The 12,921-nt window shown below is 46.8% G+C and carries 9 protein-coding genes; 2 read left to right on the top strand and 7 right to left on the bottom strand.

The genetic code is table 11. The annotated features are described in order from the left end of the window. Positions 1–144: 144 nt before the first annotated feature. The 7 genes from H6F63_RS22170 to scyA form a co-directional block, all read right to left on the bottom strand. On the bottom strand, positions 145–1,755 hold the full coding sequence (locus tag H6F63_RS22170) for a hypothetical protein (protein WP_190639583.1): 1,611 nt from the start codon (positions 1,753–1,755) through the stop codon (positions 145–147). A 133-nt stretch (positions 1,756–1,888) separates the two neighbouring features. Further along, positions 1,889–3,049, bottom strand: a complete 1,161-nt coding sequence (gene scyF / locus H6F63_RS22165) for a scytonemin biosynthesis PEP-CTERM protein ScyF (protein WP_190639582.1) — start codon at positions 3,047–3,049, stop codon at positions 1,889–1,891. A gap of 103 nt (positions 3,050–3,152) precedes the next feature. After that, a complete protein-coding gene (locus tag H6F63_RS22160; RefSeq protein WP_190639581.1) occupies positions 3,153–4,532 on the bottom strand; it encodes a ScyD/ScyE family protein in 1,380 nt (459 codons plus the stop codon). Positions 4,533–4,568: 36 nt separating this feature from the next. Beyond that, positions 4,569–5,840, bottom strand: a complete 1,272-nt coding sequence (locus H6F63_RS22155) for a ScyD/ScyE family protein (protein ID WP_190639580.1) — start codon at positions 5,838–5,840, stop codon at positions 4,569–4,571. Positions 5,841–6,042: 202 nt separating this feature from the next. Further along, positions 6,043–6,993: a scytonemin biosynthesis cyclase/decarboxylase ScyC gene (gene scyC / locus H6F63_RS22150; RefSeq protein ID WP_190639579.1), complete on the bottom strand. Its 951-nt coding sequence runs from the start codon at positions 6,991–6,993 to the stop codon at positions 6,043–6,045. Positions 6,994–7,004: 11 nt separating this feature from the next. Beyond that, positions 7,005–8,066: a tryptophan dehydrogenase ScyB gene (scyB, locus tag H6F63_RS22145; RefSeq protein ID WP_190417367.1), complete on the bottom strand. Its 1,062-nt coding sequence runs from the start codon at positions 8,064–8,066 to the stop codon at positions 7,005–7,007. 247 nt (positions 8,067–8,313) lie between these two features. Then, positions 8,314–10,167, bottom strand: a complete 1,854-nt coding sequence (gene scyA, locus H6F63_RS22140) for a scytonemin biosynthesis protein ScyA (RefSeq protein WP_347276831.1) — start codon at positions 10,165–10,167, stop codon at positions 8,314–8,316. A gap of 851 nt (positions 10,168–11,018) precedes the next feature. Here scyA and H6F63_RS22135 point away from each other — a divergent pair. Then, positions 11,019–11,837, top strand: coding sequence for a DNA-binding response regulator (locus tag H6F63_RS22135; protein WP_190639577.1), 819 nt, complete (start codon positions 11,019–11,021; stop codon positions 11,835–11,837). 166 nt (positions 11,838–12,003) lie between these two features. Then, the gene (locus H6F63_RS22130; RefSeq protein ID WP_242020019.1) at positions 12,004–12,921 is read left to right on the top strand and encodes an EboA family metabolite traffic protein; all 918 of its coding nucleotides are present in this window, start codon (positions 12,004–12,006) and stop codon (positions 12,919–12,921) included.

Below are 12,921 nucleotides of genomic sequence, written 5' to 3'. Positions count from 1 at the left end.
AATTTTGCTTTTGCCAATATTTCCCTTATGTGCCAATCTCATCCCAATTCGCTTTTTTGAACGTTATACTTAAACTTCTTCTCAACCCCCTTTAAAAGGGGGTTGAGGGAATATTCAATGTGCCATTAAAACAGTAAATTAGTATCAGACGCTAAGCTTCTGTCTACTCCGCTTTTTGAACCTTGAATACAGTAAAAATGAGAGCCCCAGCACTACCAGCGGTGTAGAAAATCCAGGCTCAGGTACAGACTGAACATTACCGTCATTAGTACCAGTATCTTTGGCAAGGATGAGCCGGTTAAACGTCTGACTTTCCGATTCCCCTAAATTGCCTGTTAACCCAATAAAGTCTTCACCAATCCTGCCCATGAGGGAGTTAATCAAGTCGTCAACAGTAGTCTTTATCTCTGGCAATAATGTCTCCGGGCTGGTGATGTTGTCACCATCAACTAGCCAGTTGCCATTACCAACGACTGTGTTATTACTGGTGAACAGCCAATTGCCATTCCCAATGACCGTGTTGTTACTTCCGAAGTCCCAGTTACCGTTACCGATAGTTGAGTTATTGCTTCCGAAGTGCCAATTACCATTACCCAAGGTTGCGTTATCGCTAACGTAGTCTAAATACCAATTGCCATTGCCAATGGTTGCATTGTCGCTGCTGAAGTCCCAATGCCAGTTACCATTACCGATGGTTGCGTTATCGCTTCCAAATTGCCAATTACCATTACCAATGGTTGCGTTGTCGCTACTGAAGTCCGAGTTACCATTGCCGATGGTTGCGTTATCGCTTCCGATGTCCCTGTTACCATTCCCAATGGGTGCGTTACTACTATTGAACGATACGTCACCGCCACCAGCAAACGGGTTACTTCCGCCACTACCGCCACCAGCGAATGGATTGCTTCCGCCGCCACTACCACCACCAGCGAATGGATTGCTTCCACCGCCAGCGAATGGATTACTTCCGCCACTACCGCCACCAGCAAAAGGATTGCTTCCGCCGCCACTACCACCGCCAGCGAAAGGATTACTTCCGCCACTACCGCCGCCAGCAAACGGGTTACTTCCGCCGCCACCAGCGAACGGATTGCTTCCGCCGCCACCAGCGAACGGATTGCTTCCGCCGCCACCAGCAAACGGGTTACTTCCACCGCCACTACCGCCGCCAGCAAACGGGTTGCTTCCGCCACCACTACTGCCGCCAGCGAACGGATTGCTTCCACCGCCAGTACCGCCACCAGCAAACGGGTTACTTCCACCGCCACCAGCAAAAGGATTGCTTCCGCCACCACTACTGCCGCCAGCGAACGGATTGCTTCCACCGCCAGTACCGCCACCAGCAAACGGGTTGCTTCCGCCGCCAGTACCGCCGCCAGCAAACGGGTTACTTCCGCCGCTACCACCAGCGAATGGATTGCTTCCGCCGCCACTACCGCCGCCAGCAAAGGGATTGCTTCCACCAGTAGATGAATTGCTACGACTCAGGGGGTTGGCACCGCCACCGAAGATAGTGAAGAGATTGTCACCAGCAAACGGGTTGCCACCATAGGGTAGGTCGTTAAAGGAAGAGTTACCACCTGTAGGAGAACCGCTTCCGCCAAAGGGTGAGTTATCACCAAGAACTACAGACAGCCGATCAAAGGGTGATTGCCGAGGCAGGGTGCCACCACTAGAGTTTGGGTTGCTGTTACCAGTAGATGATGGGTTGCCACCAGCAAACGGGTTGCTACCGCTGGATTCATTTGCGTCCATCAGTAATAGTCCTCTTATTTTAGGGAAAAATTTGTTAGAGACGGAGGAACATCAAAAAGACAAACCTTCACTTGCTTTATGACGCTTGTCTTTTGTTTTTCAATACTCCCCGCTTCTGTCTCGTGTTTAGTTGCTAAACACCAGTGCGATCGCGATCGCTTGTCAAATCGATGACTGACTTTTGTTGCCGTTTTCTCAATGTCGCCGCCGCTCCAATCCCCAGGAACGCTAAACTCAATACGGAGGAAGGTTCAGGTACTGCGGTTCTGTCTATGTTTAACACCTGGACGCGACCTTGGAAGAAATCGCCCACATAGAGTTTGTCATCTTTGTAGCTTGTGCCAGCCGTCCAGTTAAATTTCCCTGGTGAGAGGTCGAGGGGATTGCCAAAAGGTGGCTCACCTAGTTGGGGAGGTGGTGCTGCGACAGCTGAACCAAATGCAGTGAGGAAGTTACCGTTTTTATCGAATACCTGAACGCGGCTGTTGATAGAATCAGCCACATAAATATTCTCAAACTCATCCACTTCTAGGCCAATTGGCTGATTAAACTCTCCAGGCCCGGTGCCTTGTTTGCCAAACGTCAAGATAGGATTACCTTCTGGATCGAGTACCTGAACGCGGTTGTTAAACTGGTCACTCACAAAGAAATTTCCACTAACTGGGGAAATTCTCAAACCTGCTGGCCCTTGGAACTGCCCAGGTTCGGTTCCAGAGCTGCCAATGGAACCGATTAGCTCGCCGTCCTTAGTGTATTTGTTGATCTTGTCGCCGCTAAAATCACCCACATACACATTGCCAGCTTTGTCGAATGTCACACCAGAGGGGCCAAAGAAAGCCCTACCCGGTATGAGTCCGGCAAATGAGCCAAAGGAGTTAATAAAATTACCTTGGGGATCGTAGACATTAACGCGGTTGTTGAAAACATCCCCTACATACAAATTCCCAGTATCCGGATCAATTTCTAAAGCTGATGGCTCGTCAAATTGTCCGGGGCCTTTGCCGCCCTCGCCAATTGCTCCTATATAGTTACCTTGAGGGTCGAAGACTTCAACTTTGTTACCGATGTCTGGGTTAAAACTGCCGTCTGGGTTAAGACCGCGACCGTTACTTATGAGGGTATTCCCGGCGGCATCCACTGCTATGCCTTGGGGAACAAACAGCTGCCCAGGGCCGAAACCAGGACTGCCAATACTACGCTCGTAGGTTAAGGTTAGTGATTTGGCTTCAGCTGCTGCTGCAACTATAAATCCGGTACTGAGAATGGCAATTGAAAGATTTTTTAGTAATCCCATAAGATTGAATTCCTGGTTGGGTGGGTTTATATGGTTGCGATCGCGCTACACTTTTTTCATTCAGGCGATCGCAACCATGCGTTAAGGTATCTACCAAAAGTTGTTAGATCGTCTCTGTCAAAGCTTTAGTGTTTTTGTGTTTTTGTTTGTTGCCCTTTCTGGCAACAGCAGTTATTGTGCCAATGGCTAATAAACCCAGTACCGAAGCGGGTTCGGGAACTGGTGTGGTATCAACCCGAACGACTTGTCCTCGCCCGGGTCCAACACCGCGTGTTGTGACATAAATTTGGTTGTCAGGACCAATAGCAAGACCATCAGCCGATTCCAGCCCTTCACCCGCAGCGACGAGGGTTGTGCGAGTCCCATCAGGAGCTAGTTGAATTAAAGAACCAGGCAAGTTCTGGATGTTCGGACTTGTTAACTGTGACAGGTCGCTGAACTGTAAGACTAGCAAGTTGCCTTGCTTATCAAACGTTAGTTCTGTAATTGCGTTAAACCCTTCAGCATAAACTTCTGGTATACCATTCTCCCCAATTCGGAAGATCCGCGCTTGATCTTGTGGATAGGGAAAGCCTGAATATTCACCAACATATAAAGCACCATCGGGACCAATTGCCCCACCAGTGGGTACGGATTGAATTGTGATCCGAGGGTTTCCTGCCTCATCTGGAGGTAGAAAGTTTATTAGCCCTGGTGGAAGCTCTACTCCTGGTGGAAGTGGTGGAAGTTTTGGGTTAGTAATGATGTTCAGAGGAAGTGCAACTGCTTTTGCATCACTGCCATCAAGTTTGAGGCTATAGGCTACGTTCCCACCGCCATCAATGACATAAGCAGTATCGCCACTAATAGTCAAGTCGTAGGGATTGGTAACTACGTCTCCACCGTCAGGATTATTAATGATTTCATATTTGCCGAAGTCGAAAATCTCAGTTAGCTCTTGCGTGATCAAATCAGCTTTGAACAGTTTTGCCAAGTTAGAAGTATTTAAGACTTCATCGGGTGCGGCTGGAGGGAAAGTAGCGAGTTGCGTTGGTGGGATTGGAAAATTAGCGCCAAGGGCAATTGTTTCTGCATCACGATTTCCCGGATAACCAGCAAACCCAGTTAGAAGATAAGCATTACCAAAAGAATCAAATTGTAGATCCTGAGGACCAGCTCCTTGATTTCCAGAGGGTTGTTCTGCTAGAGACTGGAAGTTTTGAAATATCCGCGACTGCTGACCGTCTGGCGTAAGTTTGACAACTGAGCCACTATTTCCAGCGCAGATCGGCTGAAATATCGTACTAGGTGATGCCTGACACTTGCCATTTCCTCCGATACCAGGCTCGGCTACGTAGAGCGTACCGTCAGGACCAAAACTAACAGCGCGTGCGTTACTAACTCCATCCACAACCACAGTCAACGATGCAGCTTGGGCGGCTTTGGTTCCGGTAATAGCGGTAAGACCAATCAGAAATGTCAGAGTAAATTGCTTGAGTTTCATGTGTCGCAAAGTTGGATTTAAGTGAATGAAAGTTTGTTAGTTGACTTGACGATCTGCGATCGCACATTTACGCTTCCGCATCCGAGCAACACCTATGCCAAGGGTGAATAAGGCTATAGCAGAACTAGGATCTGGCACAGGTTTGGGATCAATTCTTAGGACTTGCCCTTGTCCAGGGCGACCGCCGCGATTTGTGACGTAGATTGCACCATCGGGGCCCAGAGTCAGGGAAGTAGGCGACTCTAGGCCATTACCGCCCAGGAGAGTTGTGCGATCGCCATCTGGGGTTATTTTGAAGAGGCTTGCCTCTAAATTACCTTTCCAGGCTGACTGATTGGCGTACTGCAAGGCATACAAATTACCCTCTGCATCGAATTCCAAGTCTGTTAGTTGCGTAAAGCCATCAGCGTAGACGGTTGGTTGACCATCAGCACCAACACGATAGATTTTTGCTCCACCTTCGGGAAAAGGAAAACCAGTAAATTCGCTGACGTAATAAGCACCATCCAAACCTTTTGCCACAGCTGAGGGTACTGGTTGAACTGGAAACTGCAATGGTGGTGTATCAGGAAGAGTACCAGTAGGAGGCACCTGTCCGGGATCGAAAGGTACCGAGTCAGGGCCTGGAAAGACTGGATTAGTCAATATCTGGGTGGGAAGGAGCGCGATCGCTCTCAAATCGTTCCCATTAATGCCTACACCCAGCAAGTCGTTCGCACCTGCATCAACTACAACAAACTTATTGCCATCTATGAGAAAATCCAAGGGATTGCTAACTAAATCGCCGCCATCAGGATTGTTAGCGAGTTCATAGTTAGCTAAATCTGCAATACTGCTCCACGAATTTGTATTGAAGTCAGCAGAGATGATTTTGCCAAGGTCTGTGTCACCGATTATGCGATCGCGTAAAGCTGGATTAGCAGCATACCCAACCAAAACATAAGGCGAACCTTTGGCATCAAATTTTATATCGTGAGGGCCAGCGGCTCCCGTACCGTCTGGTAATGCTACCGAAGGAAGTCCGGTAAGTATCCGCTTGAAAGTTCCATTCTCAATTTTGGTTACTGCACCACTTGTTCCATAACATAAAGAATCGCCTTGGGCGCTCGGTGATGGAACGCAAACCCCGTTTCCCCCCCTTCCCGCCTCTGTAACATACAGCGCACCGTCAGGGCCAAAACTAAGACCTTTTGCATTATCAAGACCGTCCGCAAGTATTGTAAAAGATACTGCTTCTGCGGCTTTTGCTCCTACAACAGCGACACTACAAAAAATTAGAAATGCAATAGAGAATTGCTTCACTTTCATCTCAGGCGATATTGGCTCTAAGTAATTTTTGAGAATTAGAGGATCTCTGAGAAGTAGTTAGTTTGCTCCCCCCCAGCCCCCCTTTTCAAGGAGGGAGAATCAAGTCTTAGTTCCCTTTAAAAAGGGGATGCAAGGGGGATCTCCACCATCTAAGCGTCTCGATCATGACTTTTCAGACATCCTCTTAGTCATTAGCAAAAAGCTAATGGCTAACTGGTACATAACTCATCCCACGATCAAACGATTTAACGTTGCCAGCTTTAGCTTCGGCAAATCGCTTAATGTTCATGCTCTCAGCCCCAAAATCCTCAATCTGGAGTTTGCCGTGAGCGAGAGTTTCACCTGTCTTCCAAAATGTAATCCGATGCAGGATGAAACCAGGAGCTTCCGGGTCTCCGAAAGCATAAGATGTTGGGATTATCAGCGCCACAGACCGCTGATAAAAGTCGTAGTCTGGATAAAAGTTTTCCTGCTCAAGCAAGTAATATTTGCTCAAAGTATGCAGTCTCAGAGAAACTTTCACCTTCTGGTCATATTCATCCTTGAATTCACCAAACTCAGGACTTATTTCTCCATTTGGTCGCAGTAGATGCGCCCACTCATCTATGTTCCGCAAATCTTTTAAGTATTCAACCCCAATTTCAATTGGCGCATCAACATAGATAGTGTCAGTATCGATAAAATAGCGTCCTTTCGCTGCTGCGGTAAGACCAGCCTTGCGTTCTAAAACACCTTTGAGAGAGCGACACTCGGAAGTGTGTACCGTGTGAATTCCCTGCATAATCATCTGAGTTTGTCGTTTGGGATCGACAAAACTTAGCCAGTGAAAATAGACTCCTTTTTCATCCGTTCGCGGCTCGATGTAGTCAGCAGGAAAAAGCAACACAGGGTAAACTTGAAAATACTTCTGATACTCAAATCCGCAGTGCCATTCAATGCCGTAAAATAGCGGATTTTCTAGTTTTTTAACGTGATAGTAGAGATTTTTGTGATAGCCAGATGCTGTTCCCAGCCAGGTATCTTCATCAACTTGCTCTACCATCCGGCTGAAGAGAGTCCACTCGTCCAAATTTTTTAAACTACACAGGTAGTCAAAGGCTATCTCCGGCGAAGTTGCAATATAAGCAGACGTTGCAAACGTATTTCTTTCCACAGTTCACTCCTTCAATTTGTTTGCTGCATAAGCTTGATATGCTTAGCTTTCAGAATTCGCTTTTCAGCCAAAACTTTAGAAGCTTCATAAGTTGTATAACCTTCTTTCTCAGCACTCTCAAAAATCTCTAATAAAGTGCTGTAGATGTTATTTAGTTGGCTTAAAGCTTTTTCCTCCTCATATCCAATCATTTCGTTGTAAACGTTGATTAATCCTCCAGCGTTGATTACGTAATCTGGGCAATAGAGGATTCCCTTTGATTCAAGGAGTTTACTGTGTATATGCTCATTTTCAAGCTGGTTATTTGCAGCACCAGCCACAATTAGAGCTTTAAGCTGAGGAATTGTGGAACTATTAAGAATTCCTCCTAATGCACAAGGAGCAAAAACATCAACATCAAGAGAGTAAATTTCGTTTGGTTCAACAACGGTTGCCCCATATAAACGTTTTATCTCTTCTGTCTTCTCTTTACTTACATCGGTGACAAAGAGTTTCACGTCATGTTCATGTAAGCGCTGACAGAGATTCTTGCCTACATTTCCCAGTCCTTGTACTGCAACTTTTAACCCAGCAAGTTCATTTCTTTGCAACCGGAACTCTGTAGCAGCTTTGATTCCTAAAAGAACTCCTATAGATGTTATGGGTGCTGGGCCTCCCGATTTTTCGGAAGTACCGACAACATGATTTGTTTCTTTACTAATTTGACGAACATCTTCAGGGGAAAGATTTACATCTTGCCCGGTAATAAAACGTCCGTTTAGGCTTTCTACAAAACGTCCGTAGGCTCTGAAAAGTTCATCGGTTTTATTTTCCGGATTAGCAATAATTACTGCTTTTCCGCCGCCGACTGGAATGTTTGCACAAGCTGCTTTGTAGGTCATGCCGCGACTAAGACGAAGTGCGTCTCGCAAGGCATCTTCTTCGGTTACATAAGGCCACAGACGTGTTGCACCCATCGCGGAACCTAGCCCGGTGTCATGGATGGCGATAATTGCTTTAAGATTTGATTCTTTGTCATGGCAGAAGAGAACTTGCTCATGACCCATTTCTTTCGTAGTTTCAAACAGTTTCACACAGCTCTCCTGATACGCCTAATTAGGGATTGGGGACTGGGGATTGGGGAGTGGGAGAGAAGGTAGGTTGGGTCTCGCCGCGAAGAAACCTCTCTCTTGAAAAGCTTTGAGTGGAGGAAGGCTCTGATCAAACTTTTCGCTCCCCAACCTCACCCCTACGCGGGGAGGGGCTTGAAGATTCCCTTAGCAAGTTGTTGGGTTTCCACACGGTAAGCCCAACCTAAAAATTACTTTTTCCCTAGTTTGGTTAAACTAATGGGAATGAAAGGTGCTTAACCGGGGTTGATACGGCTCCTTGTGCAGCAAGACTCTGATTACGCCCTTTGGATGGTGCAGGTCGATTGGCATCGATAGCGACATCGACAACGAAGGGGACGGTGGATGCGATCGCTTTCTCTAATGCCGCTTGCAGATCAGACTCTTTTTCGACGCGAATCCCTTCAGCTCCCATCCCGCAAGCAATCTGAACGAAGTTCGCTGGGGGAATTGCTGCATCTGCACCTTTGAGTCCCAGCAATGTCATCCCTTGGTGGCACATATTGTAGCGGGCATCGTTAAGTACAATCCAAACGGCGGGAATTTGGTATTTCACAGCTGTGCTAATTTCGTTGTTCATCAGCATGGCTCCATCTCCGACAATGGCAACAGCTTTGCCATTTCGTGCTTGGGCTGCACCGACAACACCCGCGACAGTATGACCCATCGATCCAACTCCGGTGCTGACTCGGTAACGATTCGATTGGGAAAATCGCAGCAGGTGAGTTGCCCAAGTAAATGAGTTTCCGCACTCTGCCATTACTATTGCATCACTGCCTTCGACGATGATGCGTTGAATTGCATCCATGAGTATTTCCGGGCGCACTGGGCTGTCTGCGCCGGGAGCGATCACTTCCCGTTCAGGATTAGGCAGGGACACCGCCTCTGACCCGCTAGGGCGTTCTGGCAATTGCTTCAGCAAGGCTTCTACAAACACGCCTACGTCAGATTGAACGGGCAACGTTTTCACAAATGGATAGGCAACCCCAGGCACTTCCGGGTCAATATCAACATGAATGAATCCCCCAGAGGGAACCAGCGAATTACTCCAGAAAGAAGTAGGTTCGCCGAGTCGCGTTCCCAGTACCAGGGTATGCAAAGGCGGTTGCTCTTGCATATATGTCAGTACGGAAGCATGACCGCCCAAGCCTGTGACACCGACAAACTGAGGATGATCTTCTGGGAAGATGCCCTTACCACGCGGCGAACACATCACAGCCGCCCCCGTTTTTTCGGCCAGTTGGCGAATTGCATCCGCTGCACCCCGTGCCCCAAAGCCAACCCAGATGGCAAACGATCCTTGTGATAGCATCTGTACGCATTTGGCGATCGCTTCGGAACTCGGCGCGAACAGAGAATGAGACAGGTCTAACCGAGGCAAAGATGTATTCACCAAACTTGTCTGCACTCCGGTAGGAATACTCAAATGGGCGACAAAGCCGCCCGGTTGTGACAGTCCCAAAGCAAGTCTGCGAAAAATCTGTGGAAGTTCTTCAGGAGACTCAATAGTTGTTGCATAGTTGAACAACTCGCCGGAACTAAATATCCCGGATTTCGGCAATGTGTATCCGCTGGTTTCTTGGATAGCCCAGCGCCCGCGTTGCGGTGCTGTAGTGCAAGCTGACAAGAGAATCACTTTTGCACCCTCACCACGCGCTGCAAACAGCCCGGTCAGCGCGTTGGTGATTCCTGGCCCGGCTGTGGTGAATACGACAGCTGGACGACCTGTGGCAAAGTACGCTTCAACGGCTGCAAAGGCGGCTCCGCTTTCATGACGAAAGTTAAGCACCTGCATTAGGCTATTAGACAGGGAACCCCAAAGCGATGCCATTGCACCCCCGGCGACACCAAAAGCGTAGCTTACTCCCAATTCTTCCAGCATCGACGCGATCGCTTCGGTGACACTAAGCGATAGTTCCGGCTGATTGCTAAGAACCGGCTTGATATTTGAGTCATCGATGCTTTTATAATTGCGCGTCGGATCGGCTGGCGCGGAATCTACATAGGTGTAGGTATCTGTTGCGAATGCTTTGTAGGACTCAATACTCATTGGAGAAGTTGGTATATAGTTTTCGGTCGTTTGGTTTCGATTACTTCTAGGCAGTTGAAGCAAGTCCCTGTATGCTTCTTAAAAACTTGAACATCACCCAGTAGCAGCGAGAATATGTAATCTCTAGGAGTGCTTTCTCTTTATGCCTCGACTGCCCGATTAAAATTCTTAAATTAAAGTTAAGCGCTTTAATAGGCTTAAACTACGTTCTTTCTGTTGCGTCAGATTCACTAACCTAATTTTTTCATGAGAACGCAACAAGTTTTCTTTGTTTGTTTTGTGTTTTTTAGTGCTTGCTCACTCTGTTAATTATTAAATTTGAGTTAACAGCACTTTCGTGTTCGGTCTTCCCTGTGAAGAAGCTTACAAAACTTTAAGGGGGGGCTGCAATGAACAATCTATTGATGTATTTGTCAATTCTTTCGATTTTGTTCTTTATATATACGTAAGTATTGCCGCAGATATTGCTGTAATTGGCTCACCGTAAGGCTTCAAGCCCTATGAATTTAATCAGTTTATATTTTATTGACTTGCCTTGTATAGATAAACACACGATGTTTTTTATCTCTATCTTTAGGAGTATTTACAAATATTAATATTAAAAAGAGAATTTTCGTAGAGGAGAGATTAACCTAATTTAAAACCTACCTAGCCTCCGCCAAGCAACTTTATCTTGTTTCATTCAGCAAAAAAAAAATTGTGTAAAAATAAGGGCTTAACCTGATTAGGGGAAGTCCATAATTTGCTTGGTAAACTAGAAGTGCGTTATTGGTTTTACAAAATTGCACTTTTTGAATATTCAAGCTCTCTTCTTACTTAATGAAACTGGATGTGTTCGCATACGTAAGTGTTGAGTAATAGGGAAAATGGTGAAGAAAATTTTAGTAATTGAGGATAATGCCCCAACGCGAAATTTCTTTGTAGAATGCCTTAAAGCTGGAGGTTTCTACACTATTGATGCTGAAGACGGTAAATTGGGAATTCAAAAGGCACAAAAACAGCTACCTGACCTAATAATTTGCGACATTGTAATGCCGGAAGCCAATGGTTACGATGTCCTAGCTACGCTGCGCTCTGATCCCCTGACAGCGATTATTCCTTTCATTTTTGTCAGTTGCAAGGGGGAACGACCTGACCTCCGCAAAGGCATGGAACTGGGAGCGGATGACTATCTCACTAAACCTTGTATGGGAGAGGAATTGCTGAGCGCGATCGCTACCCGTTTGAAAAAACAAGCTACCTTACTACAGTGGAGTTCATCTGAGAACCAGCGATCAGATTCACCGCCTACTGAAACTGCAAGCGCGTCTTCTCCGCACTCAATATTTCCTGAATGTCCCCAAATGATTGAGATATTCAATTTTATTGAGAGTAATTATCATCAATCGATTACGCTCTGTGATGTGGCTCAGGCATTTGGTTACTCTCCGGCTTACCTGACTAGCTTAGTGCGGCAACATACCGGAGAGAGCATATACCGCTGGATTGTCAAGCGTCGGATGGCACAGGCGCTTTTCTTACTCCAAGAAACTGACCAGGCAGTAAATCAAATTGCTGAAGCAGTAGGCTATAAAGACGCAGGCCATTTCAGCCGCCAATTTCGCCAATTTTACGAGACAACTCCTCAAAGCTGGAGAAGCACTCATCGCATAAAGCTAGAGACACAACAATATCAAAAGAATTGACCAGTGTATCAAAAGATTATTCATTGCAACTTTGCCTTAAATTATTAAAAGTTAAGAGTAAGGAGTTAGGAAGCGAGGAGTTATAAACCCATAATTCATGACTTTTGTAATCTAGGATTCGATTCGCACACCCCAGGCGAACCTTGAACCAAAGCCAACCCTTTTAATGAGTATTATGTATTCTTTAATTCATCTTGATCTAAAGGGCGTAAGCGGCTTATTGCATCGCTGGCTATCACAAAATGTCACCAAGGAAAGTCTCACCTGGCTAGATGAGAAGATAAAGCAGATTGCCCAAGGTAATCAGGATCGAGTATTCTTTACCTCCTTCAGTGCGGTGCCTCGCTATACGGGCAAAAAAAACCTGGAGCTAATACCAGAAGACTTACAAGCAGTTGCAATACAAAGAAGTTGGTTCCCCGGTCATTGGAGCGTAGATCAAGCGGCTCGCACCTTACTGATACTGGCGCTGCCGCAGGATAATGTGGAGAAATATCTGCGATCGCTTGAGCAAATCTTCACCACCGCCGACGTGGGAGAGTTAGTCGCTCTCTATCAAAGCTTGCCAATATTACCCTACCCAGAACGGCTTTGCGCCAGAGCTGCCGAGGGAGTACGGAGTAATATGACTTCGGTGTTTAATGCGATCGCATTGCAAAACCCTTATCCCGCCGACTATTTCGACAACAACGCTTGGAACCAGATGGTACTAAAAGCTGTTTTTGTCGGTAGTCCCTTACATCTCATCGTCGGACTCGACCGTCGTGCTAACCCAGATTTAGCACGGATGTTGGCAGACTATGCTCACGAACGTTGGGCGGCTAAACGTCCAGTAACGCCAGAACTCTGGCGACCAGTCGGGCGGTTTGCGGACACCCGGATAGTAGCGGATTTGGAAAAGGTGCTGAACGCTCCTGATGCAGTCCAGCAAGAAGCAGCTGCTTTGGCTTGTTCTCAATGTCCCTTACCCCAAGCTCAAGAACTACTCGCTCGTCACCCAAACTTGCAATCATCTATTGAGCAGGGCCGTCTGACTTGGAGCAGTTTTAGCCAAAATAGACTTCTGGCATTCATTCAGCCCTGA

Origin of the sequence: Trichocoleus sp. FACHB-40, assembly GCF_014695915.1 — a bacterium.
In the GTDB taxonomy this organism is placed as follows: domain Bacteria; phylum Cyanobacteriota; class Cyanobacteriia; order Cyanobacteriales; family FACHB-T130; genus Funiculus; species Funiculus sociatus.
The sequence above is the reverse complement of the archived record's forward strand: the minus strand, read 5'-3'. Positions and strand labels throughout refer to the sequence as shown.

Bases quoted from the DNA above. Each gene is read 5' to 3' on its own strand.
- H6F63_RS22130 (WP_242020019.1), top strand. From the start codon at position 12,004: ATGAGTATTATGTATTCTTTAATTCATCTTGATCTAAAGGGCGTAAGC.
- H6F63_RS22155 (WP_190639580.1), bottom strand. From the start codon at position 5,840: ATGAAAGTGAAGCAATTCTCTATTGCATTTCTAATTTTTTGTAGTGTC.
- scyF (WP_190639582.1), bottom strand. From the start codon at position 3,049: ATGGGATTACTAAAAAATCTTTCAATTGCCATTCTCAGTACCGGATTT.
- H6F63_RS22135 (WP_190639577.1), top strand. From the start codon at position 11,019: ATGGTGAAGAAAATTTTAGTAATTGAGGATAATGCCCCAACGCGAAAT.
- H6F63_RS22160 (WP_190639581.1), bottom strand. From the start codon at position 4,532: ATGAAACTCAAGCAATTTACTCTGACATTTCTGATTGGTCTTACCGCT.
- H6F63_RS22170 (WP_190639583.1), bottom strand. From the start codon at position 1,755: ATGGACGCAAATGAATCCAGCGGTAGCAACCCGTTTGCTGGTGGCAAC.